This is a genomic window from Alteromonas sp. 07-89-2 (genome assembly GCF_013113925.1).
GTDB lineage: Bacteria > Pseudomonadota > Gammaproteobacteria > Enterobacterales > Alteromonadaceae > Alteromonas > Alteromonas macleodii.
The window spans coordinates 246,125-272,625 of sequence record NZ_VTYM01000002.1 but is presented as its reverse complement, the minus strand read 5'-3'; the positions used below and the strand labels follow the sequence as shown (position 1 = coordinate 272,625).

Annotated in this window: 23 protein-coding genes and 1 tRNA gene; 9 read left to right on the top strand and 15 right to left on the bottom strand. The window is 45.3% G+C overall.

The features are described from left to right. Position 1: 1 nt before the first annotated feature. The 9 genes from rodA to F0261_RS02560 all read right to left on the bottom strand — a co-directional run bounded on the left by rodA (position 2) and on the right by F0261_RS02560 (position 9,821). Positions 2-1,117 (bottom strand): rod shape-determining protein RodA, encoded by a 1,116-nt coding sequence (gene rodA, locus F0261_RS02600; protein WP_171337158.1) that lies wholly within the window; start codon positions 1,115-1,117, stop codon positions 2-4. Then, complete coding sequence (gene mrdA / locus F0261_RS02595) at positions 1,117-3,030, bottom strand: penicillin-binding protein 2 (RefSeq protein WP_014979210.1); 1,914 nt, start codon at positions 3,028-3,030, stop codon at positions 1,117-1,119. Before mrdA ends, rodA begins: the two co-directional genes overlap by 1 nt. Before the next feature lie 30 nt (positions 3,031-3,060). Beyond that, the gene (gene rlmH / locus F0261_RS02590) at positions 3,061-3,531 is read right to left on the bottom strand and encodes a 23S rRNA (pseudouridine(1915)-N(3))-methyltransferase RlmH (RefSeq protein WP_014949352.1); all 471 of its coding nucleotides are present in this window, start codon (positions 3,529-3,531) and stop codon (positions 3,061-3,063) included. 116 nt (positions 3,532-3,647) lie between these two features. Continuing rightward, on the bottom strand, positions 3,648-3,965 hold the full coding sequence (rsfS, locus tag F0261_RS02585) for a ribosome silencing factor (RefSeq protein WP_014949353.1): 318 nt from the start codon (positions 3,963-3,965) through the stop codon (positions 3,648-3,650). 17 nt (positions 3,966-3,982) lie between these two features. Beyond that, the gene (gene nadD, locus F0261_RS02580; RefSeq protein WP_014979211.1) at positions 3,983-4,684 is read right to left on the bottom strand and encodes a nicotinate (nicotinamide) nucleotide adenylyltransferase; all 702 of its coding nucleotides are present in this window, start codon (positions 4,682-4,684) and stop codon (positions 3,983-3,985) included. A 13-nt stretch (positions 4,685-4,697) separates the two neighbouring features. Then, a complete protein-coding gene (holA, locus tag F0261_RS02575; protein WP_014949355.1) occupies positions 4,698-5,726 on the bottom strand; it encodes a DNA polymerase III subunit delta in 1,029 nt (342 codons plus the stop codon). 15 nt (positions 5,727-5,741) lie between these two features. Then, positions 5,742-6,278, bottom strand: coding sequence for an LPS assembly lipoprotein LptE (lptE, locus tag F0261_RS02570; RefSeq protein WP_014979213.1), 537 nt, complete (start codon positions 6,276-6,278; stop codon positions 5,742-5,744). An 11-nt stretch (positions 6,279-6,289) separates the two neighbouring features. Further along, the gene (gene leuS, locus F0261_RS02565) at positions 6,290-8,893 is read right to left on the bottom strand and encodes a leucine--tRNA ligase (protein WP_171337157.1); all 2,604 of its coding nucleotides are present in this window, start codon (positions 8,891-8,893) and stop codon (positions 6,290-6,292) included. A 310-nt stretch (positions 8,894-9,203) separates the two neighbouring features. After that, positions 9,204-9,821: a hypothetical protein gene (locus F0261_RS02560; RefSeq protein WP_171337156.1), complete on the bottom strand. Its 618-nt coding sequence runs from the start codon at positions 9,819-9,821 to the stop codon at positions 9,204-9,206. A 297-nt stretch (positions 9,822-10,118) separates the two neighbouring features. Between F0261_RS02560 and F0261_RS02555 the strand changes: the two genes are divergently transcribed. Next, a complete protein-coding gene (locus F0261_RS02555) occupies positions 10,119-12,515 on the top strand; it encodes a Lon protease family protein (RefSeq protein WP_039229445.1) in 2,397 nt (798 codons plus the stop codon). A 125-nt stretch (positions 12,516-12,640) separates the two neighbouring features. On the opposite strand, the gene F0261_RS02550 is transcribed toward F0261_RS02555, so the two are convergent. Further along, the gene (locus F0261_RS02550; RefSeq protein WP_171337155.1) at positions 12,641-13,558 is read right to left on the bottom strand and encodes an RDD family protein; all 918 of its coding nucleotides are present in this window, start codon (positions 13,556-13,558) and stop codon (positions 12,641-12,643) included. 266 nt (positions 13,559-13,824) lie between these two features. Between F0261_RS02550 and F0261_RS02545 the strand changes: the two genes are divergently transcribed. Continuing rightward, complete coding sequence (locus F0261_RS02545) at positions 13,825-14,529, top strand: hypothetical protein (RefSeq protein WP_039229438.1); 705 nt, start codon at positions 13,825-13,827, stop codon at positions 14,527-14,529. 130 nt (positions 14,530-14,659) lie between these two features. On the opposite strand, the gene F0261_RS02540 is transcribed toward F0261_RS02545, so the two are convergent. Beyond that, positions 14,660-15,436, bottom strand: a complete 777-nt coding sequence (locus F0261_RS02540; RefSeq protein WP_171337154.1) for a 3-hydroxyacyl-CoA dehydrogenase — start codon at positions 15,434-15,436, stop codon at positions 14,660-14,662. Between the two features lie 103 nt (positions 15,437-15,539). Further along, positions 15,540-15,833 (bottom strand): ribosome assembly RNA-binding protein YhbY, encoded by a 294-nt coding sequence (gene yhbY / locus F0261_RS02535; RefSeq protein WP_014949363.1) that lies wholly within the window; start codon positions 15,831-15,833, stop codon positions 15,540-15,542. Positions 15,834-15,928: 95 nt separating this feature from the next. Here yhbY and rlmE point away from each other — a divergent pair, with 95 nt between their 5' ends. The 7 genes from rlmE to F0261_RS02500 all read left to right on the top strand — a co-directional run bounded on the left by rlmE (position 15,929) and on the right by F0261_RS02500 (position 22,483). Beyond that, complete coding sequence (gene rlmE, locus F0261_RS02530; protein ID WP_014949364.1) at positions 15,929-16,558, top strand: 23S rRNA (uridine(2552)-2'-O)-methyltransferase RlmE; 630 nt, start codon at positions 15,929-15,931, stop codon at positions 16,556-16,558. Between the two features lie 101 nt (positions 16,559-16,659). Continuing rightward, complete coding sequence (gene ftsH, locus F0261_RS02525; protein ID WP_014949365.1) at positions 16,660-18,606, top strand: ATP-dependent zinc metalloprotease FtsH; 1,947 nt, start codon at positions 16,660-16,662, stop codon at positions 18,604-18,606. A 340-nt stretch (positions 18,607-18,946) separates the two neighbouring features. After that, entirely contained in the window at positions 18,947-19,771 is an 825-nt protein-coding gene (folP, locus tag F0261_RS02520) for a dihydropteroate synthase (protein ID WP_171337153.1), read from the top strand. Positions 19,772-19,780: 9 nt separating this feature from the next. After that, positions 19,781-21,124: a phosphoglucosamine mutase gene (gene glmM / locus F0261_RS02515; RefSeq protein ID WP_171337152.1), complete on the top strand. Its 1,344-nt coding sequence runs from the start codon at positions 19,781-19,783 to the stop codon at positions 21,122-21,124. 96 nt (positions 21,125-21,220) lie between these two features. Beyond that, positions 21,221-21,964, top strand: coding sequence for a triose-phosphate isomerase (gene tpiA, locus F0261_RS02510; protein ID WP_171337151.1), 744 nt, complete (start codon positions 21,221-21,223; stop codon positions 21,962-21,964). A 10-nt stretch (positions 21,965-21,974) separates the two neighbouring features. After that, positions 21,975-22,388, top strand: coding sequence for a preprotein translocase subunit SecG (secG, locus tag F0261_RS02505; RefSeq protein WP_039229428.1), 414 nt, complete (start codon positions 21,975-21,977; stop codon positions 22,386-22,388). Between the two features lie 9 nt (positions 22,389-22,397). Next, positions 22,398-22,483: transfer RNA gene (locus F0261_RS02500), tRNA-Leu, on the top strand. A 105-nt stretch (positions 22,484-22,588) separates the two neighbouring features. Here the strand turns inward: F0261_RS02500 and F0261_RS02495 are convergent. The 3 genes from F0261_RS02495 to F0261_RS02485 are packed head-to-tail and all read right to left on the bottom strand — an operon-like array spanning position 22,589 to position 26,493. After that, the gene (locus tag F0261_RS02495) at positions 22,589-22,849 is read right to left on the bottom strand and encodes a hypothetical protein (protein WP_171337150.1); all 261 of its coding nucleotides are present in this window, start codon (positions 22,847-22,849) and stop codon (positions 22,589-22,591) included. Between the two features lie 13 nt (positions 22,850-22,862). Continuing rightward, entirely contained in the window at positions 22,863-25,697 is a 2,835-nt protein-coding gene (locus F0261_RS02490) for a PKD domain-containing protein (RefSeq protein WP_171337149.1), read from the bottom strand. 1 nt (position 25,698) lies between these two features. Then, on the bottom strand, positions 25,699-26,493 hold the full coding sequence (locus tag F0261_RS02485) for a hypothetical protein (protein ID WP_171337148.1): 795 nt from the start codon (positions 26,491-26,493) through the stop codon (positions 25,699-25,701). Positions 26,494-26,501 lie beyond the last annotated feature (8 nt).

Genomic DNA, 26,501 nt, shown 5'->3' with positions numbered 1-26,501 from the left:
GTTATCTAGACATTAAACGTTTCTGAGTGGCAATGGCCATAAGAATGCCAAAACCTGCCATTAAAGTCACCATAGATGTTCCTCCAAAGCTCACTAGAGGAAGGGGAACACCCACCACGGGAAGTAATCCGGACACCATGCCCATGTTTACAAATACATAAACAAAAAAGGTGAGGGTAATACTGCCACCAAGCAATTTTGCATAGGCGTCTTGTGCTCGACTAGAAATTATAAGGCCGCGCATAATTATAAAAATGTATATTGCCATTAAACACATTACACCGGTAAGACCAAACTCTTCGCTGAATACTGAAAAGATAAAGTCGGTGTGACGTTCGGGTAAAAACTCGAGTTGTGATTGCGTGCCTTGCAGCCAGCCTTTGCCGTCTACACCACCGGAACCAATGGCAATTTTAGATTGGATTATGTGGTAGCCAGACCCTAGCGGGTCGCTTTCTGGGTTCAAAAAAGTAAGAACCCGCTGCTTTTGATAATCCTTCATTAAAAAGAACCACATCACAGGCGCAAACGCGCCAATGAGGCCGCCCACTACTGAAATAAGACGCCAGCTCATACCTGCCAGGAATATGGCAAAGATACCTGAACTGGCGATGAGTAACGAGGTCCCTAAATCAGGCTGCTTTGCAATGAGAATGGTGGGCACGACCACCAAACCAAACCCAACGATAATGTGGGTGGTGCGTGGTGGCATAGTGAATTTACTGATATACCATGCAACCATCATAGGCACGGCAAGCTTCATCAGTTCAGAGGGCTGAAAACGGATAAAGCCCACGTCTAGCCAGCGCTGTGCGCCTTTGCCCATATCACCAAATAATAAAACGGCAATTAGCATGAGCAGGCCTGCACCATAGGCATAGGTTGAGAAAAACCTAAACACGCCCAAAGGGGCCTGGGCTAATCCGAACATAACGACAAAGCTAAATCCCAGCCTGATAAACTGGCGCTCCATTTGCTCCATATCCTGACCTGACGCCGAGTACAGAGTAAATAGCCCAACACAACTTAGCACGAGTAGCCCGACTAGCAGCCAGCCATCGATATGAATGCGCTGAAGAAAACTTATTTTATTAGGGTTTATGGTGGTTCTCTTCACTAGTTCGTCCCTAATTCATTATCACTGTTTGCCGAGTCAGCTTCGGCAGTTTCAAAAACACGGTCTCTGAAATAGAAATCCATGATTTGACGGGCGACGGGTGCTGCGTTCTTACTACCACCGCCTACGTTTTCAAGGACCACGGTTACCGATATCTCTGGATCATTGAACGGTGCAAAGCCAACATACATGGCATTGTCTCGAAGACGCTCATCAATTTTAGTAGCGTCATATTTTTCATTCTGACCAACGGTAAATAACTGTGCTGTTCCTGTCTTACCCGCAGAGTCGTAAGGGGTATCTGCAAATGCATGACGCGCGCCGCCTTCTTCGCCACTCACAACATCGCGCATGGCGTTTAACACCACATCCAAATTGTTACGATTCTTAATTTCTATAGGCCGCAGCGACTTAAGCGGGATAAGGTCGACAGAACTATCGGTGTTCATATAACCGCGAATGATTTGTGGAATATAGCGTTCCCCAGCATTGATAAGCGTGTTAACCGATGTATTTAACTGTACCGGCGTGGTGGTCCAATAGCTCTGTCCTATACCAACGGGGATGGTGTCACCAATATACCAAGGTTGATTAAAGCGAGCGCGTTTCCAACCTCGGCTAGGCATGTTGGCATCTGACTCTTCGTAAAGATCGATACCCGTGAAATCTCCGAATCCGAATTCGTACATAGATTCACTGATTTTATCGATACCCAATTTATACGCTAGCTCGTAATAATAAGTATCGCACGACACTTCTATTGCTTTTGATACGTTAACTTTGCCATGTCCCCATCGACGCCAATCGCGCCACACGTGCGACACATTTGGCAATTGATAGCGACCTGTATCGTTAATGGTGTAGTCTTTGGTGATAATGCCTTCTTCTAGTCCTACAAAACCAAGGTGCGGTTTAATGGTAGAAGCCGGAGGGTATTGTCCTTGTGTCGCCCTGTTAATTAGCGGGCGGTCTGGCGAATTCAGTAGCGCAGAGTAATTCTTGCTGCTGATACCGTGCACAAATAAATTGGGGTCGTAACTAGGGTTAGAATAAAGTGCCAGTACGCCACCTGTTTTAACATCGGTAACCACTACAGCGCCGCGCATGCCTTCTATTATTCGCTGGGCTTCTAACTGAAGCTCTAAATCCAGGTTAAGTACGATGTCTTTGCCCGGTGTTGGTGGCTCAACACTGAGTACACGAATAATTCGGCCTTGGTTGTTTACTTCGACCTGCTGATAACCCACTTTTCCATGAAGCAGCTCTTCGTGATATTTCTCTATGCCTAGCTTACCGATATCGTGGGTTGCGGCATAATTATCTTCTTGACCTGCTTCAACGAGTTTTTGTAAGTCTCGCTTGTTAATGCGTGCAACATACCCCAGTGCATGGGTAAGCGTTTCTTTATAAGGGTAATGACGAGCTAAACGCGCTTCAATTTGAACACCCGGAAACTTGTGTTTACTGGCAGAGAACAACGCTACTTCTTCTTCGCTTAGCTGAGTGCGAAGCGCAACGGGTTTAAATCTTCGCGTTCCTTTAAGCGTAGATTGAAAGCGTTCAATTTCATCGCTGGTGATGCTCATTAATTCGGTTAGATCTGCAAGGGTTTGCTCAATATCATCCACTTGCTCTGGAATAACTTCCAAGCTAAAAACTGGGCGGTTTTCAGCTAAAAGCACGCCGTTGCGGTCATAGATAAGGCCACGGTTGGGCGGTATCGGAAGAACCTTGATGCGATTACCGTTAGACCGGGTTTGATAATCTTCAAACTGGGTGACCTGCAAAGAATAGAGGTTGTTAAGTACAATGCCCAACATGGCCACAACAATAATAAAAGCAATGGTCGCTCGGCGCGCGAACAAGTTCGCTTCAGCGGAGTGGTCCCGTATTGCTTGACGTTTTCGTTGCATTGACTTCCTTTGCATTAATAAAGCGACCAATTACTCACGGTGATATGGGTGGTTTTGCGTCACCGACCACGCGCGGTATAAGCTTTCTGTAAGAATGATCCTAACAAGTGGATGGGGTAGAGTTAGGGCTGATAAGGACCACTTTTGTTCCGACGCAGCAATACATTCTGGTGCTAGCCCTTCTGGACCACCAATAAGCAGACTTACGTCGCGCCCGTCCATTTTCCAATTGTCGAGTTGTTTAGCAAGCGTGGGAGTGTCCCAGGGTTTACCTGTTACTTCTAACGTAACAATGCGATTTCCTTTGGGAATAGCGGCTAGCATTTGCTCGCCTTCTTTTTCCAAAATGCGCTTAATATCCGCGTTTTTGCCTCGCTTTCCGGCGGGTATTTCAGTAAAAGACACTGGCATGTCGCTAGGGAAACGACGAATAAACTCATCCACGCCTGTACTTACCCAGCTTGGCATTTTTGTTCCGACCGCGACGATTTGTATACGCACTTCTTTTACCCTTACCGCAGGAATTAGTATTTCACTTATACAATAAAGGCCATACGCATTTGAGTATGGCCTTTATTGACCGTGTTACTGCATGTTTATAGCAAGCGTTTACGCCACTACGACCACAGTTTCTCTAGCTGGTAGAAATCACGGGTTTCATCTTGCATAACGTGCAAAATAACATCACCAAAATCAACCAGAACCCATTCGCCGGTTTCCTTACCTTCCACGCTTCCAGGTGCATGGCCCGCTTTCTTCGCTTCTACCATGACATTTTCTGCAATAGATGAAACGTGGCGCTTTGAGTTACCTGAACAAATGATCATGGTATCTGTAATACTTGATTTGCCGCGAACGTCTAGTTCAATAACATCACGGCCTTTCATATCGTCAATTTTGTCTTTAACAAACTGTTTGAGCTGTTGACTCTCCAAGAGTTTTCCTCACTTACTTAACTTTTATATAACTGATGTTCGTTTATGTAATCTAAAACGCTTTCTTCTAACCATAAATTAGATAGGTCAGCATTTGAACTGTTTGGCGTACCCGATTTCTCGGACGTGGCAGCACTTGCTAGTACGACACGAATTTCAGTAGATGAAACACTAAAAAGCGGTGTGTTGGTTAACACTACATGGCCTGCAGGCTTTGCGTGAATAACATTTTTATCGTTAGCCACATGACAATCTAACCAAGCTTGTATTGCGGGAGGAGGCGAAAATTTCTCATCGTCTCTGCGCATAACCACTAAGTGACAATAATCGAGCAGGTGTTCCCACTCGTACCATTTGTCCAGATTATACAGTGAATCTGCGCCAATGAAAAAACAGATTGTGTCATCGCTTTTCTCTTTAAGTGCACGCAGTGTTTTAACTGTATAAGAGGGTGACGGAAGCGTCAGTTCAATTAACTCTGGAATAAGTCTGTCATTGTTTTGGGCGCAAAGTTCAATCATTTTTACCCGATGGCTTTCTGACACACCTACTGACTTATGCGGAGCTAATTTACAAGGCATGAGATGAACGTGGTTTACTCCAATTTCATCTGCCGCTTTTAGTGCCGCACCAATATGGCCTTTATGCGGCGGATTAAACGTACCCCCAAGAATGGCTTTCACCGTTGGATTTGTTCGAGAAGCGCCGGAAAGACTCACTTAGAATTGCCCATTATGCTTGTAACAGGGGAATTTCGCGAAGGTCCATACCCATAAACATCATGCACAGGTGACACATTTCTACGTAAGGGCGGGCAATGACATTCTGTTTGAATGCATGATCTGACTGAGTCAGTGCTTTTTGGATGTCTTCTAGCTGCGCGACGCTCAGACGATTCAAGGCACTTTGATAAAAACCTTGTCTATTACGCCAAATACCGAATTTTTGCCACTGAATGGGGGCACCGCTTTGCTGCGCTAGTTTTAGTTTCCATAACTGCTCCCACTCTCGAATCAGCGCCCAAATAATGATGTTAGGCTCCAGACCCTCGCTCTCTAATCGGTATAGCATTTTTATGCAGCGGGTACTGTCGCCGCTAAGCATAACGTCAACTAGTTGAAACACGTTGAAGCGCGACTGATCGACCATCGCCTTTTCAATTTGTTCGTCTGAAATAGACTGGTGTGGATAGAGTAGGGCGAGCTTGTCAATTTCTTGCTTAGCAGCAAGCATGTTGCCTTCGCAGAAATCAGCAATCATCTTAGCACCCGACGCTGATACGGAGAGTTGGTGGGCATTTAACTGCTGGTTGAGCCATGCATTGAGCTGCTTGCCTTCCAACGGGTAACACAATACCGACGCGCCCAAATCATCAAGCACTTTAAACCATTTGCCGCGCTGCACGTCTTTGCCAATTTTGGGGCCGTGAACCAGCAACAAAATATCGGGGTTTAATGACGCCGCGACTTCTTGCAGCATTTTACTGCCTTCAGTGCCCGGTTTTCCCGTAGGTAGCTCTAATTCAATAAACTGTTGGCTTGAGAAAAGCGACATGCTTTGCGTGGCTTCAATCAACTGATTCCAGTTAAAGCCCGTTTCAGCAACAAGTACTGTACGCTCTTCAAAGCCATTGGCTTTTGCTTTAGCGCGTATTTGCTCAATGACATCAAACTTCTGCTGGGGTTCATCTCCAAACACCAGATAGCACGGGCGAAGTGCCTTGGTGATATCTTGGCTAAATTGGTTTGGATAAATCTGCATGAAAAATTCTGATGTTTACTGACTAATTGAAGTCGATGCATTTGGTGCAGCGGCTGCCTGACTGGAAAGGCGTCTGATCATGATATCAGCGGCTTCATCGCGCATTTCACTTAACATCAATTCAAGTTCACGAGACTTTGCCAACACTTGGTCAGGGTCGTCTTGATAGTCACGTACTACTTCAAATTGCACCATTACCGCTTCCTTACCAGGAAACTGCACGCGGTAACGCACAACATATATCAGTTCATATTCAGCAACTTGACCCGAAGGGTAAACCGACAGCAGCTGACGTTCTAGTTTCTCTGGAAGCAAATAGATGTTTACGTTTTGGTTAGAGCGCGATGTTTTATCTACGCTAACACTGGATAAACCGTAAACGTTTAAGCGTTTATCAAGCGCACGCGCCAAGGGCGCGTGTGCTCGGGCACTTTCAATAGCAACGGTGTTTATGTCGTCAGGTAGGCTAGGGCTACTTCGCAAATGAAAGCCACAGCCAGTAACCAATACGGTTCCCAACACAGCGACTGCGAATTGTAAGTGCTTTTTCATCAGTATCTGACCTAGTTAGCTACAATGTTTACAAGCTTGCCAGGCACAACAATCACTTTACGAATGGTTTTACCTTCGATGAATTGCTGAACGTTAGGCTGTTCTTTCGCAGATGCTTCAATGCTCTCTTTGCTAGCATCAGCAGCAATTGTCATCTTAGCGCGAACCTTACCGTTAACCTGAACGATGATTAGCTTTTCGTCTTCAACCAATGCGGCTTTATCAGCCTGTGGCCATGGTGCTAAATCGATATCTTCACTGTGACCCAACACTTTCCATAGCTCGTGAGCGATGTGCGGCGTAATAGGATTTAGAAGCAACAAGATAGATTCACAGGCTTCGCGCATAATTGCGATGTCCTGCGCGTCCTCTTGTGGCGCTTTTTGAAGGTGGTTTAACAATTCCATCACCGCTGCAACCGCAGTGTTAAAGGTTTGACGACGGCCTAAGTCATCAGACACCTTTTCAATGGTCTTATGTACTTCACGGCGAAGAGCCTGTTGGTCTTTCGACAGTGCCTTAACATCAATCGCTTCTGGCGTGCCTTTTTCAACGTGTTCGGTCACTAATTTCCAGATACGACGTAAGAAACGGTTTGCTCCTTCAACACCAGAATCTACCCATTCAAGGGTTTGCTCCGGTGGAGCAGCAAACATGGTAAATAAACGCACTGTATCGGCACCGTACTGGTCAATAACTTCTTGCGGGTCGATACCGTTATTCTTCGACTTAGACATTTTCGTCATACCGCCGTGAATAACTTCTTCACCGTCAGCGGTTAGCCATGCTTTAACAATACGGCCTTTATCGTCCTTTTCAGTGCTTACTTCGGTAGGCGAGAACCAGGTTTTCTTACCAGACGCGTCTTCACGATAGTACGAGTCAGCTAATACCATGCCTTGACACAGCAAACGCTTGAACGGTTCATCAGAGTTTACCAAGCCTTCATCGCGTAACAACTTGTGGAAGAAACGCGAGTAAAGTAAGTGCAAGATAGCGTGCTCGATACCACCAATGTACTGATCTACTGGTAACCAGTAGTTTGCTGATGTCGGGTCAAGCATGGCGTCGTTGTTAGTAGCACAGGCATAGCGCGCGTAGTACCACGATGACTCCATAAAGGTGTCAAAAGTATCCGTTTCACGTAACGCGGCTTCGCCATTGTATGTGGTTTTTGCCCACTCAGGGTCAGCTTTAATTGGCGAGGTTACGCCATTCATTTCTACGTCTTCAGGCAAAACAACCGGTAGTTGGTCAGCAGGAACCGGAACAGATTCACCGTTTTCCAAATTTAGCATTGGAATAGGTGCGCCCCAGTAGCGCTGACGGCTTACGCCCCAGTCACGAAGACGGTAATTTACTTTGCGCTTTCCACAGCCTTTGCTTTCAAGTTCATCGGCAATACCGTTAAATGCGGCATCGAACTCAAGACCGTCGAATTTATCTGAATTAATCAAGTTGCCTTTTTCAGTGAATGCAGAAACGGTAAGGTCGCACTTATCTTCATCACCTGCGTTTGGCGCAATGACTTGTTGAATAGGTAGGTTGTATTTAGTCGCAAACTCCCAATCGCGCTGGTCGTGGCCAGGAACAGCCATTACCGCGCCTGAACCGTAGTCCATCAACACGAAGTTAGCGACCCAAATTGGAAGCTTTTCACCGGTTAGTGGGTGAACAACCTCAAAACCCGTGGCGAAACCTTTCTTCTCCATGGTTGCTAATTCAGCTTCAGCAACTTTGGTGTTTTTACATTCGTCGATAAAGGCCGCTAAATCTGGGTTCGATTTTGCTGCGAATTCGGCAAGAGGGTGCTGCGCAGCCACTGCAACGTAAGTAACGCCGTAGAAGGTATCTGGACGCGTGGTATATACCGTTAAATCGGCAATATCGTTAACTGCCGACGCTAAATCGAAGGTAATTTCAACACCTTCAGAGCGGCCAATCCAGTTTGCCTGCATTGCGCGTACTTGGTCTGGCCATTCTTGAAGCTGCTCTAAGTCTTGTAAAAGTTCTTCGGCGTAGTCAGTAATTTTAATAAACCACTGAGGGATCTCTTTTTGCTCAACCAGCGCACCAGAGCGCCAACCGCGACCGTCGATTACCTGCTCGTTGGCCAAAACAGTCTGGTCTACAGGGTCCCAGTTCACAGTAGAGTTTTTCTTGTAAACAAGACCTTTTTCGTAAAGACGCGTGAAGAACCACTGTTCCCAGCGATAGTAATCTGATTTACATGTGGTTACTTCGCGATCCCAGTCGTAACCGAAACCCAACGAGCGAAGTTGGTTTTTCATGTAATCAATATTTGAGTATGTCCATTTCGCAGGAGCAGTGTTGTTGTTAATTGCTGCGTTTTCAGCCGGAAGACCAAAAGCATCCCAACCCATAGGCTGCAATACATTTTTACCCTGCATGCGCTGGAAACGGCTGATCACGTCACCAATGGTGTAGTTGCGCACGTGACCCATGTGAAGTCGGCCACTAGGGTATGGGAACATAGACAGGCAGTAGAACTTTTCTTTTTCTACGTCGTCATTTGCTTTAAACGATTGGTTTTCTTCCCAGTATTGCTGAACGCGTTGTTCAATGTCTTTCGGATTGTACTGATTATCGGCCATGAAACTTAGGCTTCCGCATTAAAAGTTAAAACGTTTATGGGGCGGCATAAGGCGAGTTTGTAGCAACGCCAACTAACCGCGCGTGGGATTCACCCACTTAACATACATATAGCCCAATAGAATAACCCAGCGCTAAGCCATGCCTCAATAGCTTAACACTGAACTAGGCAATATTTATTGTTGCTTGCTTGAAAAGTGAGCATTAATGGCACAGTTTACGTCGATTGAACACCAGAACTCGCCCCATTTGCTCATATTACTTTCTCTTGGCGCCATCTTATTTTGTCGATAAACAGGCCCAGTGTCGCATCTAATTATTGTCACTAAACGCGGTTAGTGCATTAAGTTGTTGCGCCTGCACTTTGTCGACGACTCGAACTAAATTGGCGGCGTCTTCGTTAGATGCTTTTTGGCCATTAAAATGAATATTACCTGAGACGTGGTAGGTAAGGGTGACTTTAGTTTTCGGTATACGACCGTCTTGTGTGTTTGCATCCGATGATGTGCTCGATGCTATTGTGCTGAATTCCCATGTCAGTGCACCTGACATACCCATTTCTTGAAGCGGGCCTAAGCCGCCTGTCATCACCACTTTTTTGTTCGGTTCAACATAGCTTACCTGCATATGCGCTGAACTCGCCGTGTCTGTCGTTTCACAGAAACAGCCACCAGCCTGCTCATCTATGCGCAAAGCACCTTTCCACCATGTGTGGTCTTTCGGCCACCACATATCCACATGTTGAATAAAATGAGAGTACACGACTTCAACTGGCGCATAGCTTTCACTCTCATTGGTGATAGAAAACCCTGAGTTATCTGCATAGTTTACGTTAGCGATACTCATTGAAGAAAATGCCGTACCCAGAAAGGTTGCAAGGAAAGAGGAGGTGAGCAGAAGGGGTGAGCGAGTTTTCAATTTTTTTGTCATTGTTATTACCCTGTTTTTATTTATTGGTTATTGCGCGTGAAACCAGGTCTCGTCGATAAAAAGCATGTCGGTCTTTTCCTCTCTTTAAGGTAATTGAAAGTAGCGTACGTTGCTACACACTTTAATGTTTGGGAAGGCCGCAATCCTCTTTTAGTACTAACTAATTTCTTCCTAACCTGATGAAGGTGGTTGTTTGTTGTGCAATTAGCGATGCAAAGCTGCCTTATTCAGGATAAGCGTTTGACACTAATGTTAATTAGGGTTTCACTTAAGTAAAGAAACAAAGATAGAACAGACATGTCTGTAGACAGTAAATTATATGCGTTAGATGTAGACGCGCTTTCACCTACCATAAATCGCCGAGCGATAAACAGTGCCTTAAAAGATGATGAAGCGCTAAATGCGACCTTCATTGGGCAAGAGCGTGCGCGTGAAGCACTTACGTTTGGGTTAGGTATTAACACCAAAGGCTATAATCTTTATGTGATGGGTGAGCCCGCTACGGGGCGCTTCACTCTAGTGAAGGATTACATTGAACGCCAAGTTGCCCAGCTACCGGCGCCTGATGATTGTTGTTATATCAACAATTTTGACGAAGAGCGCGAACCTGTTGCGCTAAAATTTCCTCCCGGTGGTGGAAAAGCATTCCACAAGGACATGGCTGCGCTTATTGACGATGTCTTAGACTCACTGCCCATTGCCTTTGATAATCCGGGATATCAGCGCCGTCGCGCGTCAATTTCCAGAGAGTTCGAGCAAAAATACGATGCGGCTATCGATGCGGTAGAGCGTTACGCACAAGCGAATGATGTTGCGCTGTACGAAGAGGGTGGCTCTATTACGTTTTCACCTATCGTTAACGGCAAGCCAATAAGTGACACAGAGTTTGCGTCATTAACTGACGCACAACGGGAAGGGTTTTATACTCTTATTGACGAACTAGAAAATAGGTTAAGCGAAGGTCTGTTAAGCCTGCCTACGTGGAAACGCGAAAACTCTGAGCGTCTGCGTGAGCTTGACAAAAAGACCGCAGAGCAGGGGATTAAGCCGCTGCTAAAAGTGCTTGAGCACAAATACGCGTCTGAGCTAGGGGTAATGAAGTACCTCAAGCAGCTTAAAACTGCATTGGTCAACGCTATCTTAGTCATTCACAGTGAAGAGCAGAAAGAAGAGAAGAGTGATGACTTCGACAAGAAGATATTTTTAGAAGAGCAATTTCTTCCTAACGTTTTGGTGTCGAATAAACTCGATGACGCAGCCCCTGTTATTTATGAGCCGAACCCTACTTATCAAAATTTGTTTGGCAAAATAGAGTACACCAACATTCACGGCAGCGTGTTTACCAACTATCGCATGATTCAGCCCGGTGCGCTCCATCGTGCAAATGGCGGTTATTTGTTGTTGGATGTCGACCAACTTATTGAACAACCTTTCGTGTGGGATACCCTTAAGCTTGCCATCAAGTCGCAGCGCTTGCGCATGGACTTACCCCAGCAAGATGTGGGTATGGTGAACAACATTACGCTCAATCCACAGCCCATCGACTTAAATGTGAAAATCGTTCTGTTAGGCTCGCGTGATTTATACTACACGCTGCAAGATTACGATGACGAGTTTGATGAACTGTTTAGAGTGTTGGTGGATTTTGATTTGGAAATTCCCGTCACCAGACAGGCGCTTTTTGATTTCGTGGGCAAAGTACGTGCGCATCTTATTCAGTTAGGACTTAAAGGCATTACCGCTAACGCGATGTGCCGGCTAGTTGAGTACTCGTTAAGAATGGCTGAACACAAAGAAAAGCTATCTGCGCACTTCGCTGAAGTTATCGAGCTAGTTAATGAAGCCTATTATTTCTGTCAGAAATCTAGTGCCGACACACTAGAACTTGATCATTTAAAAACAGCATTAAGTGCCAAGAAGCGACGCACCGGCCGCGTCAGTCAAACACTATTAAACGATATTAAAGAAGGGCACGTGCTTATTGCCACTGAAGGAAAAGCGGTAGGCAAAGTAAACGGGTTAACTGTATTGGATATTGGTGACACTGCATTTGGTACGCCTGCACGCATTACTTCTACTGTATTTGCCGGCGCAAGTGGTGTAGTTGATATTGAGCGTGAGGTAGAGCTTGGACAGCCTATTCACTCAAAAGGCGTTATGTTGCTAAACGGCTACTTGGGCAACAAGTATGCCCAGCATTTCCCGTTAACCCTATCGGCAAATATAGCGCTAGAGCAGTCATACGGACATATTGATGGCGATAGTGCATCCCTTGGTGAACTGGTTGCGCTTATCTCTGCGTTGACTGAAATCCCTTGCTTACAAACCTTGGCTATCACGGGTTCCATAAACCAGTATGGTGAAGTGCAAGCGGTTGGCGGAGTGAACGAAAAGATAGAAGGCTTTTTCGACTTGTGTCAACACCGTGGCCTCACCGGCACGCAAGGCGTGATTATTCCTAAATCAAATGCGATTAATTTGGTATTAGACGCCACTGTTATCGATGCTGTGAAAAAAGGGCTGTTCCATATTTACACTGTAGAGACCGTTGATGACGCGCTATCTATTTTGATGGAACAGGAAGCGGGTAAAATAAGCAGTAAAGGTCGTTACCCCAAAAACTCAATCAATTACCATGCCGTAAACCGTCTATACAATATTGCGCTTATTGTTAATGGTGGCGATGGCGAATAGATAAAAACGAAGCGCGTACTTGCAGTGTCGAGGCGCGCTTCTTGATTTTTGTGCTAATAAGGAAGCGTTTTTTCAGTAGAACGTGCACACAGCCATTCAATGTTAAACGCAAGTATCAGAGCGAGCTAATCGCGGGTGCTGATCACCAGAGTTTCTGAAATTTTATCTTGGATAGCTTGTCGGTTAGGATCCCAGTAAATTTGCACAAATCCTAACAAGCCCGTTGCTAAACCCGCACCGTAACCGCCATAACGACCAAAGCTCTCCCATAGCGACAGTCCAGAACCATCGAGTTTGAGTACTTGTATATTTAGCAGTCGTTTACCTGGAGTTTTTCCGTTAAACCATGCGGTAAACACGCTGTAATAAAGCGCGGCCCAACCAAAGCCTAAGCCAAGTTCAGTAATTAACCCTTTAATCCACGCGACAATGCTGTAAGTGTTTGCTGAGGGCTCTGAAGTTGCGTCATCGAAATCTGCTAGGTCACTTTCAATACCTTCAGCTTCCTGTAGGCCATCTTCATGCACACCTTTATTTACAACTTGCTCATTTATTCCAATATCATCGTTCGCACCATTTTTCTCACCTGGGCGACTAGGCGAGTCGATCACGTTGCTGACAGTTGCATCGTCACGAAAGTAATTAGCCTCATTAGCAGCATCTAACGTAAGCAACACTGTCCAAAAGAGCATGAACGCTCCACCTATTCGAAGAAATGAACGCGTAGTTTTTTTATGGCTTTGATTGGCTAGGTCATGGTTGGCTAAGTTGCGGCTAGCTTTATAAAACGTCACTGTAGCAATAATCGCCAAAAACAGTGCATCCAGCGAGCTCAAAATGGCGACAAATAGTAGGTCAATACACTGAGCCCACCCTCGTTGAAAAGGTGTAGCCAGACGCTTGCCTAACAGTGAGTTTGCCACGCCAAACGCATAGGGCGTGACTATATCCTTTGTTTCAACGGTTTCTAATTTATCTGCAGTATTATTTTCGACATCACTACTAAGAGGTGGCGTATCAATATGTTGATGAGGGTGAGACATTTGCTGTCCACTGTGCTTAACCTAATTCCATAACTCTACTTTACACAGTAAGGCGTATTATTTTAACTCTTTTATCTGAAGGTTAAGCACCTCACAAATACGCATGCAAGATACAGTGTAATGTCTTCAATAGTCGGAATATTTTTCTTTTTAGCAAATAGATAATTTAAGTGTATTCCACGTAAGTTATTGATTTATATGCGCGGCATTGGGTTTGCATCAGAGATTATCGAATGGATAACAATGATGCCTTTAAGGAGGTTACGATGTTTAACTCAAAACGAACGATTACAGCAACTCTGGTTTCAGTCGCTATGATGGGCTCATCTGCAATGGCACAAGCTAACGTTGACGAGATGAAAACTGCGCAAATGCAAGCAGCTTCAGCGTCAGTGCAACCTGAGTCCAGAACATCTGAGTCTGGTGATACGTGGATTACGTTGACCGGTGAGGTGTCTGCTGTAGATTCAAAATTCTTTACGTTAGATTACGGTGACGGGAATATCTTTGTTGAGTTAAGAGACACCGACCTTGACAGTAATGCCTATGCAAAAATGAAAGGCGAAGAAGTCATGGTAACGGCGCGTCTTGATGATGGCATGTTTTCGAGCGAAAGGTTAGTTGCTCAAAGTGTGATTGTTGATGGTATGGATACTGTTTACTTAGCTGAGTCGGTTAATCAGGCTTCGGCAGACCTTTATTTAAGTACAGCAAGTAACATTGAGTTTGACGATGAAGAAATGGTGCTTGTAGGTACCGTTAAATCAATTGGCAAAGAAGCGTTACAAATTGACGTTGGCGATACCACCCTCACGGTAGAACTTGATGAGCTTGAGGACGCACCTGTGGATGCGGATGGTTACTTAACGCTAATGAAAGGCGAGCGCGTACGCATCACTGGCGAACTAGAAGACGATTTCTTTAATCGTTTCACGGTAGAAGCTGATACGCTAATTAAAATGAAAAGTTAACTATTACCAATAGATAACGCTTTAAAAAAACCGCCGAAATGAAGTGACCCCCAATTAGTTGGACACTCCAATTATTGGGGTCACTTCAGAAAGGCGGTTTTTTTGATTAAAGCATTAATGTACTTAATCACTACTTTGGAGGCATGCGCAGCCCGCCGTCTAAGCGGATTGTCTCACCATTTAGGTAGCTATTGTTCGCCATATGGATAACCAACTTAGCAAATTCTTCTGGTAGCCCAAGGCGCTTAGGAAACTGAACGTTAGCAGAAAGGGCGTCTTGCACCTTTTCTGGCATAGCAAGTAGCATTGGCGTGCCCATTACACCCGGCGCAATGGTGTTAACACGAATACCCAACGGGGCTAAGTCTCGAGCCATTGGAAGGGTTAAGCCGATAATACCACCTTTACTCGCGGCATAAGCGGTTTGCCCTATTTGACCTTCGTAACCAGCAACTGAAGCAGTGTTTACGATAAGACCGCGTTCGCCTTCCTCGTTAACTGGCGATTGCTTTGCCATCGTCGCTGCAACTAAGCGAGAAACATTAAAGCTTCCTACTAAGTTAATATCGATAGTTTTCTGGAAATCACCCAACGGCGCCGGATTGCCTTCTTTGTCAAGCAGTCGCTTAGCTGGTGCGATGCCTGCACAATTAACCACTAGAGAAATGGCGCCAAACCTTTCGGCTGTCGCGTCTATAGCTGCTTGAACAGAAGCTTCATCGCGTACATCGACTTTGGTGAAAAGTGTGTTGTTATTGCCTAATTCTTCTACGCGCTGTGCGCCAAGCTCTTCATTTAAGTCGAAAAGGCTGACGTTAGCACCTGCATCTCGAAGTGCGATAGCAGTGGCGTGACCAAGTCCGGAGCAACCACCAGTAACAATGGCAGTAAGATTATTTAGCGTCATAGATTTCCCTTAAACCCTAGTTTTTCACTATTATTAACGTGATGTTAACGGGAAGTAAGAAGAAAAACTACGGTGCCGACGGGGATCGGCACCTTATATTCAGCTATTTTGGCAACTGAATTTTACAGTCTTCGCTTTGACGGTAGATAATTAGCGTGTGGCCGATTACCTGTAGCTTAACTGAGTTTGTTTCACGAACAATGGCATCCATGATTAGCGCTTTTTCTTCGCGATCGTCTGTTGGCACCTTAACTTTAATTAATTCGTGATGGCTAAGGGCGTTGTCAATTTCGGCAACCACACCTTCTGTCAGGCCGTTCCCACCTAGCTGCACAACAGGTTTTAAAGGGTGTGCAAGGCCTTTTAGGAATTGTTTCTGTTTATTTGAAAGTTTCATGAAGTAATATTTCTTACAATTAATCTGTTAGTTTATGCTTGAAATAACGTATTCTAACGCCATCTTCTCTACAATCCTAATGACATTGTATTGGAATGACAAAAAAGAAACACTCCGCTAGCAGTAAACGCTGGCTACAAGAACACGTTAACGACCATTATGTGCAAAAAGCAAATAAGGAAGGTTGGCGCTCGCGGGCTATCTACAAACTGGAAGAAATTCAGAAAAAAGATAAGCTTATTAAACCAGGAATGACACTTGTAGACCTTGGTGCTGCACCGGGGGGCTGGTCACAGCTAGCCGCACAGCTCGTTGGCGACAATGGTCAAGTTATCGCGTGCGATATTTTGCCCATGGACCCAATTGTGGGCGTAGACTTTTTACAAGGTGATTTCAGAGAGGACGCTGTTCTCGACGCACTATTGAACAGAATCGGTGGGAACACCGTAGATATTGTGTTGTCAGATATGGCACCGAACCTTGCAGGTAACGCGTCGGTTGACCAATCTCGCTCTATGTACCTTTGCGAACTAGCGCTTGATATGTGTCACCAAGTGTTAAAGCCTGGTGGTTCGTTTGTCATAAAGGTGTTCCAAGGTGAGGGTTTTGTTGAGTTCATGAACGCACTTAAACAATCTTTCACAACCATAAAGACGCGTAAGCCTGACTCGTCCAGATCACGTTCGCGAGAGGTGTATTTGGTGGCTTGTGGGTATAAAGTGTAGTACGCTTTGAGATAAGCGGTTTTCGTTGCGAGTTGTGTCGTTTATTCAATAAACAACTTGTTGAATATACAAGCAATTCGGGTTTATAGAGGTTAGTAGCATTGAGCGATATGGCAAAAAATTTAATCTTATGGTTAGTCATCGCCGTTGTTTTAATGTCGGTTTTCCAGAGCTTTTCACCGAGTGAATCGTCTCGTTCGCAAACTGACTACACAACGTTTTTGAGAGAAGCAGAACAGGGAAATATTCGAGAAGTTCGCATCAATAATAGTGGCGAAATTCGAGGTACTAAGCGTTCAGGCGAAACTTTCCAAACATTCGTACCTTACTTCGATGACAAGTTAGTATCTGACTTGGTTAAGAACGACGTAAGAGTGTACGGTGAACCACCAGAAGAGCAGTCTCTTCTGACGTCTATTTTCATCTCATGGTTCCCCATGTTACTGCTTATTGGTGTATGGATTTTCTTCATGCGTCAAATGCAGGGTGGCGGCGGCCGTGGCGCTATGTCATTCGGTAAAAGCAAAGCTCGCTTGCTTGGTGAAGACCAAATTAAGACAACATTTGCTGACGTAGCAGGCTGTGACGAAGCGAAAGAAGATGTATCTGAATTGGTAGACTTCCTACGCGACCCGTCTAAGTTCCAAAAGCTTGGTGGTAAAATTCCGAAGGGCGTACTTATGGTAGGTCCTCCTGGTACAGGTAAAACGTTGCTTGCAAAAGCCATTGCCGGTGAAGCGAAAGTACCATTCTTTACGATCTCTGGTTCTGATTTCGTTGAAATGTTCGTGGGTGTAGGTGCATCTCGTGTGCGTGACATGTTTGAGCAAGCGAAAAAAGCGGCGCCTTGTATCATCTTTATCGATGAAATCGATGCGGTAGGCCGTCAACGTGGTGCTGGTCTAGGTGGTGGTCACGACGAACGTGAGCAAACCCTTAACCAGATGCTTGTTGAAATGGACGGCTTTGAGGGTCATGAAGGTATTATCGTTATTGCGGCAACTAACCGTCCTGACGTACTAGACCCTGCGCTTCTTCGTCCTGGTCGTTTTGACCGTCAAGTAGTGGTTGGTCTTCCTGACATCCGCGGCCGTGAACAAATTCTTAAAGTTCATATCCGTAAAGTGCCAGTGGCTGATAACGTAGAACCGTCAGTTATTGCTCGCGGTACACCAGGTTTCTCAGGTGCTGACCTTGCTAACCTAGTAAATGAAGCTGCATTGTTCGCTGCTCGCGGCAACAAGCGCCTTGTTTCTATGGAAGAGTTTGAGAAAGCGAAAGACAAAATCATGATGGGCTCTGAGCGTAAGTCTATGGTGATGTCTGAGCCTGAAAAAGAAATGACAGCGTATCACGAAGCGGGTCACGCTATCGTAGGTCGCTTAGTGCCAGAGCACGATCCGGTATACAAAGTGTCAATCATTCCACGCGGTCGCGCGCTGGGTGTGACCATGTACTTACCAGAGCAAGACCGAGTGAGCCACTCTAAACAGCACTTAGAAAGTATGATTTCTAGCTTGTTTGGTGGGCGTATTGCTGAAGCCATTATTTATGGTGACGACAAAGTAACCACGGGTGCATCTAACGACATCGAACGTGCGACTGAAATTGCACGTAAGATGGTGACCCAATGGGGCTTGTCGAGCAAAATGGGCCCAATGCTTTACGCTGAAGACGAAGGCGAAGTGTTCTTAGGCAAGTCTATGTCTAAGGCAACAAACATGTCTGATGACACAGCACGTGCCATTGATGCGGAAATTAAGTCACTGATTGACCGCAACTACGAGCGTGCTCAAAAGATCCTTGAAGACAACATCGATATTTTACATTCAATGAAAGACGCACTGATGAAGTACGAAACCATTGATGCTAAGCAAATTGATGATCTGATGAACCGCACTGACGTTCGTCCTCCTGCTGACTGGGATGACAGCAAGCCATCGGGTGGCGATAAGCCAAGTGGTGGTGCGCCGGTTCGTGAAGGTGAAATCAAAAATGACGGTGTAGACAAGCCGTCGGTAGGTAAGCCGGGCGATATTCCAAGCTAACCTTCTACATCCATTGAAAAGCGCCAGTTTAACTGGCGTTTTTTGTTAGAGCTAACTGATTTTAATCTGGGAATTTGACTTACAGTTTATGTCACGGTGTTAGCTGAGTTATTTATTTCGTTACGCTTTACACTGATCTTTGCAAAGAACAATGCAAAAAACATAGCGAAGAACAAACTAAAGAATTCAGCAAGCAACAAGGCAAAGAGCATGCATTTTTAAGTAGGTTTCATTGCTAAGACAGCGGGTCAAAATCAGTTTGCTTTATAGCTTCATTTCTCAACATATTTTCTGTCTAAGAAATACGGTAATTTCAAAACAAAGGTAATGCAGGTAATTCATGCAGTTTGGTAAGTACTCCATAGATCTGTCACAGCCTCAGGTAATGGGCATTTTAAATGTTACTCCTGATTCATTTTCTGACGGCGGCAAGCATACAAATGTATCTCAAGCCCTTGACCATGCGCTTCGCATGATTGAAGACGGGGCAACTTTTATTGATATAGGTGGCGAATCGACAAGGCCAGGCGCGCCCGATGTATCGCTGCAGGAAGAACTTGATCGCACAATACCCGTTATTGAAGCCGTAGCTAAAAATACCGCATGTGTTATTTCTATTGATACCAGCAAGGCTGACGTTATGCGGGAAGCGGTGAAAGCCGGCGCGGGGCTAATTAACGATGTACGCGCGTTACAAGAGCCTGGTGCATTGCAAGTAGCAGCTGAAGCAGAAGTACCTGTTTGTTTAATGCATATGCAGGGGCAACCCAGAACCATGCAGCAAAGCCCTGAGTATGATGATGTAGTGAATGATGTGGGTCAGTTTCTACTCGCGCGTACCAAAGTGTGTGAAGAAGCGGGCATCGCTAAAGACAAGATTTTGTTCGACCCTGGCTACGGTTTCGGAAAGTCACTGGAACACAATTATACGCTGGTGAAACACTTGCCATCGCTTATGAAGCTGGGTTACCCAGTGTTAGTAGGCATGTCTCGCAAGTCGATGATTGGCAATTTGCTAAATAGAAAAGTGGATGAGCGCTTGGCGGGAAGCATAAGCCTCGCTACAATTGTCGCCCAAATGGGCGCACAGATAATTCGCGTTCACGACGTGAAAGAAACAGCTGATGCTGTCAATATCGTGAAAATGCTGAATTCAGTAAAATAAGGAATAATAATGACGCAGCGCAAATATTTCGGCACCGACGGTATCCGCGGAAAGGTAGGCGAGAGCAATATCAACCCAGAGTTTGTTACAAAACTCGGGTGGGCAGCAGGTAAGGTCCTTGCCGGACGAGGGACGAACAAAGTACTTATTGGTAAAGACACGCGTATTTCTGGCTACATGCTAGAGTCGTCTTTAGAGGCGGGTTTATCGGCTGCTGGTATCAATATCGGCTTGCTAGGCCCCATGCCAACGCCAGCCATTGCTTATCTCACCAAAACATTTCGCTCAGAAGCAGGGATAGTGATTAGTGCGTCACATAATCCGTTTTATGACAACGGCATTAAATTTTTCTCAGCGCAAGGCTTTAAGCTTGATGATGATATCGAGTTAGCGATTGAAGATATGCTTGAGCGTCCAATGACGTGTGTGGCATCTGATAAGCTGGGTAAGGCCACGCGTATAAACGACGCTGCGGGTCGTTATATTGAGTTTTGTAAGGGGACATTCCCTTCAGAATTATCGCTGACAGATCTTAAAATTGTTGTGGACTGCGCACATGGCGCAACGTACCACATTGCCCCCAATGTATTGAGAGAGTTAGGTGCTACGGTTATCGAACTTGGTACAGCGCCGAACGGTTTAAATATTAACGACGGTGTAGGCGCAACCTCAATGGATGCGATTGTTGATAAGGTTAAGGAGACCGGCGCTGATCTTGGCTTTGCCCTAGACGGCGATGGCGATCGCATTATGATGGTAGACCACCTTGGCAATGTGCTTGATGGTGACCAGATTGTTTACATCATTGCCCGCGACGCGCTTAAGAACGGCAAAATGCAGGGTGGTGTCGTTGGCACGTTGATGAGTAATTTAGGCCTTGAAAATGCGTTGTCAAAGCTTGGTGTTCCTTTCGCAAGAAGTAATGTTGGCGACCGTTATGTGATGGAGCTGCTACAGCAAAAAGGCTGGTCTATTGGCGGTGAAAACTCGGGTCATGTTCTCAATCTTAATATGAGCTCTACGGGTGACGGTATTGTAGCTGGGCTTCAAGTGCTTGCTGCAATGCTTCGTTCGCACATGGACTTACACGACTTAGCAAGTGGGTTTGAAATGTACCCGCAAACGCTAGTTAACGTGAGGTACGCTAACCAAGAAGTGGATTATTTAGCACACAGCAATGTACAAAATGCTAAGAAAGAGGCTGAGTCTGCGTTAGGTAAAACGGGCAGGGTACTTCTACGTAAAAGTGGTACTGAGCCGTTAATTCGTGTGATGGTTGAGTCGAATGACGAAAGCCAATCTCACAAATGGGCAGAGCATATTGCTGAAACTGTTCGTAATCTCGCCAATTAGTTGGCGTAGCAGGAAATTTTGCTTTTTGTGCTTGTATCTTCTCAATTAAATAGTTAATATCACGCCCGCTTTGAAGACAGGGCTAAGGTCTGCGTTGTGAGTAAAAATCTTAGAAAGCCATTCGTGGCTGGCAACTGGAAAATGAACGGAAATTTGGCATTAGTTGCTGAATTTAATCAAAAACTGGCGAATGTAAAAGCTGATTCGGAAATCGTAATTTGCGCTCCTTCACTTCTTTTACACGCATTTGAAACCCATTCGTTTGCCATTGGTGCTCAAAACGTAAGTCAACTTAATAACGGCGCTCACACTGGTGAGTTGTCAGTTGAAATGCTTAAAGAAGCAGGTTGCGGTTACGCAATTGTTGGGCATTCAGAAAGACGAGAAGACCAAGGCGAGTCAAGCGAACTTGTTGCATTAAAGGCAAAGCAATGTGTTTCTTCAGGTGTTGTACCCATCATTTGTGTAGGTGAGCCACTTGAAGTGAGAGAAGCAGGTGATGTTGAATCGTTTGTTGGCGAGCAACTAGATGCACTAGTTAGCGCCATGTCGGTAGACGAACTCAGCAAAACTGTTATTGCATACGAGCCGATTTGGGCAATTGGTACTGGTAAAACAGCCAGCCCCGAGCAAGCACAAGAAGTACACGAATTTATTCGCGGCTACTTTAATAAAGTAGACGCACAATTGGCTCAAGGCCTTCGTATTTTGTACGGTGGTAGTGTTAAGCCAGATAATGCTGAAACCCTATTTGCACAGAAAGATGTAGATGGCGGTTTAATTGGCGGAGCCAGTTTAAAAGCTGAAGATTTTATTTCAATTTGCCAAGCGGCAAACTGACGAGGTATTTATGATTTACGAAGTGCTATTAGTAGCATACCTAATTGTAGCGCTATTACTTATTGGATTTGTATTGATCCAACAAGGTAAAGGTGCAGATATGGGCGCTTCATTTGGCTCAGGCGGTTCAAACACTGTTTTCGGTTCATCAGGTTCAGGTAACTTCATGACTCGTACGACCGCTATATTAGCCGGCTTGTTCTTCTTAATTAGCCTTTCTTTGGGTGCAATGACTGCAAACCGTGAAAGCGCAGAAGATGAGTGGAACAACCTAGAAGTTCCAGCGACAGTAGAAGAGCCAGTAGAGCTACCAGCTGATCAAGACGTACCAGTTATTGAAGATGCAGCTCAAAGCGATGTTCCTGTTGTTGAAAGCGATGTGACAGACGTACCAAAGTCTGACGACGCTGAAGGTTCAAACTAAAAAGTTTTCGCGGAAGTGGTGGAATTGGTAGACACGCCATCTTGAGGGGGTGGTGAGCATAGCTCGTGCGGGTTCAAGTCCCGCTTTCCGCACCAAATAAATGTAAAGGCCAGCGCAATGCTGGCCTTTTCTGTTTTTACACTGTGTATGTAGCCGCCGGAGAAGTTTGGCGAACAGCGCGGAGAAGTTTGGCGACACTATTAGACTTTAGCGGCTTTATTTATCTTCCTTTCTCTACCCCAATTGACCTGCTTAATACCTCTCTTGTTAGCCCACTCCCTGACGGCTTGCTTCATCTTCATTGTGACTGTACCGTGCCCAATATAGATTACAACATCGTCCTCACCTTGTGAGTGAGCATAGAACTTAAACGTTCCTTCAGGGAAAGTTAGTCGAAGAATCCACCCAGTGATGAACTCTTCGACTTCAACTTGGTTAAATATCTCGACTGTATAAGGCATATTTAAATCCCGTTTAAACAGCTCTTGCGGTTGTTGAGTAGTATTTTACTTTGGGTGCGCCTGATAGCCCTGGAGCAGTCATAACAACACCTCTCTCATCATTGCCTACAAAAACAGAGACAGTCGGTTCGAACTCTTTTGTTGATGACTTGATTGGCATATCTCCCATTCTTGCGTGCAGTTTACTTTTTTCTCTCGTGATTGAATCCGTATCAGTAGATATGATTTTAACGCCAGTGGTTTCGAGCATAGAGATTTCTACTCTCCTTACATCATTTGCTTCGAAATCGAACCATCCGTCCTCGAGAACAAGGCCAGTAGGATCACTAGGTTTAAGTCTGAATGTTTCTCTATTTGCTCGCCCTGGAAATGCCGTAATCATTCCATCTGATTCAAACGTGAACGAAATTTTGTCGATAATGTTGAGTACATCATTTTGTACTACTGCAGCAACGTCAATGTTAACCAGGGAAGGGGAGCTAACTGCACCTTCATCGTCAACAGTGACCAGCTGAAACGTCAAGCGCTGCGCCGTTGTTTTGCTTGGAGCCGTTGCAGTAGGCCGTGCAGGGTTTTCTTGGTCAAGTGTTACTGTATCACCAGCAGTTTGTGTCCAGCGCCATTCGACTATAGTGCCGTCAGTATCTTGCGAACCCGTACCATCGAGCGTGAATTGCGTTGCGGCGGCTACTGACTGGTTAGGTCCAGCATTAGCTATTGGGGGTTGATTCACTGGTATTGCCTCATCTGTAGTAACCGTTTGTATTGCACTTGGCGCTGAATCGCCAAGGGTATTGAACGCACGAGCATAAACGGTGTAGGTTGTTTCTGGCTCTAAACCTGTAAATGAACCTGTTTCATTTTGTTGGTTATCTAAAAAGAATTTATAGCCCGTAGCCCCAGGAACGGTGTTAGTGCTTAAAGTAATCGACTCACTGGTTTTAGACGTCGCGAGGCTTGGTGCTTGCGGCACAGCTACTGCGTCAGCGCTATATGTGATTAGGTCTATTTTCTCAAATGTAACGGCAGCGTCAGCCGTTGCAGGTTCAGCACCTAATGAGCTGTCAAGCTTCGCTTTAATAAAGACATAAAGTGGCTTGTTATAGTCAAACCCGCTTATATCAATAATTTCTTGCCCAGCTACACCTTCAAGTACGATTAACTGACCAGTCGCCGGCACAAGGCGCAAGCCAACATTGTGGCGTGACTGGCTAGACTCATCTTGTTCTTTGTCTGAGTTGCGCCCACCACTTTGCCCAAAATAGTTACGCGATAACGTAGTACCATCGCTTGATGTACCTAACGTGTCTATAGCCATTTTCTCAGAGCGTGCGGCACTTGTGGTTGCTGTCGCTCTAGGATTCCATCGATAGTTAAACTGAACCGTTGGCGCGGTCAAACTATCGGTTAAACCAAATTCAACAAGCATCGCATCAGACGTGTCTTTCCCGATGTTCTTGAACATTACATCGATGATGTCGTGGTCTTTAGGGGTAATGCCTTGCGTTGAGATTATGGACGATTCAGATTCATCCATGTCCAACAACAACGATACACAGCTCAACCCTTCTAAATCGTAGTTTGATAGGCTAGGGGTGACCGCTAGCCCTGTGGGTAAATTAACGCCATCAGAGGCATAGGATTGCTGCACTGCCCTTTGACTTAAAGGGTTGAAAATTTCCCAGTCAGCGGCTTCTTCGGTAACCGTACAAATACCGATTGAGCTAACTGAAGCGCCATTCTGCATGGCTTTATAAAAGCCATACACAACACCTTCATATTCAAGTTCGTGAAAGTTTTGAAGTTCATCATCATCGAACTCGCCAGCGGCCCCAAGCTCGCCCATAACATTAGGCTCTGACACAAAATTAAAGTAGTCATCAACTAAAAATTCGCACGGAACCGCCCCCGCATCTACACCACCAGTTACAACGTTGGGTCTAAAAGTGCCTTTAATTTTCCAGTAAGCGCCTTCTTTAATTTGGTTATGCGGATTTTCTGGTATGTAAATCCAGTCTTCTTTCCCTGCGGGGCTGTACTGTTTAAGTTGACCTTGCATTCGGCCTACGTCTGCAATTTCAGTCCAGTATCGAGCGCTTAGGGTATTTGAACCCACTATGCGAACACTGGGTCCACGGTTGTCAAAGCCACCGCCTTTGGTTTGTTTAGCAATCCATTTAAACGGGATAGCAGGGTTTTTGTTTAGCCCTACATCAAAGTAACCACCATGGCCGTTCCCTGAGAAAAGCTTAGGGTTGTAGGCATTGATGATACCTTTATACGTAAAATCTATTCCGTTTGAGCCTGTGGCGTATGTGGTTGCTTGTACATTACCGCCGTATTCACTACCCGCATTCACAGCACCATCGTGAGTAAATAAATAAACCAATCCCTGATCTACTATCATTTGTGGTGTTTCCGTCTGCACCTCTTTGTAGTAGATAGGGTTAGTTTTCTGAACTATGTGATCGAACCATGTTTCATTTGATACATCTTGCCATTCGTGCCACGCCGCCCCGTCTGTTAGTGGCCCGTCTGCTTTTCTCCATACACGAACATAAATACCGCCATTGCCTGTACTATGGTCAGAAGATGAGTACATGATAAACGGGTAAATTTCACTCGGCCAACCAGGAATATAAACGGTCTTATAGACACGAGCCCAAAACTCCTCGTCATCAACCATAGAGGCAGGTTTATCAAACAACTTACCTATCTTGTTTATCTTTCTTTTGAACCCGCTGACAAACTGGGGTAGAGGTAGAGCAGGCAAGTCAGGAATAGCGCCACCGCTATCAACATAATTGAATGAACTTAGGCGCTGTGGCCATAATGCTGAGTTAGCCATATTACGCCTCCGTTACAGTCGCTGAAGACCACGCAATAATGTCGGCATCGTCATTTGCAGCTTGTTTATCAGTAGCAATAAGCATAAGAGTTTCACCAGCAGCTACTGAAGGGAAAGCATCTAAATCAATAGTTACGGTGCTAGAAGAAGTATCTAACGCGCCCGAAGTAATCGAGTCACCTAGAGGAGTAGGTGAAATTAAAAAGTTGACGCCTGAAACCCCAACTAAGTCTTGATGCAAATCAAAAGTGATACTCTTTGTCGCCGCTACTGCAGGGTCAGGAATTGTGATGTAGTCAAAGTCATAGTCTGCAGAACCTGTACGAATACCGTGCAATGTTGCATTTTGATTAAAAGTGTCCGTTATGTCTCCACCGACCTGCGTACCATTTTGGAAGCATCGAATTGTGTCTCCATCCAACTCTACGCCTAAAGTTCTAGGTGATGCGCCCCCAATTCCTGCAGGTGTTATATCCAACAAGTCGGGGGATTGGGTTACACCATCAATAACCTTGATAAGGCGAAGGCGGTTATCTTGGGCGCGATTTAGAAAATGAAAGCCATTATTTAAGTCTGTAGCCCTGAAGAAAATCGCCGCATAAGAGGGGCTTGTTTTGGGGTCGAGGATGCGCAACGTCAACGAACCATTACTTGCAGATTCCCACAGAATACGAGCATCGCCACTTGGGGCTGACCCCGTTATTCTTAAAATTCCATCTTCTAAAATCCATGAACCAGCCTGTAAGAAGCCATCCCCATAGTTACCGTTTGCACCGTCAAAATTTAAAGTTGCCATTTCTTAAC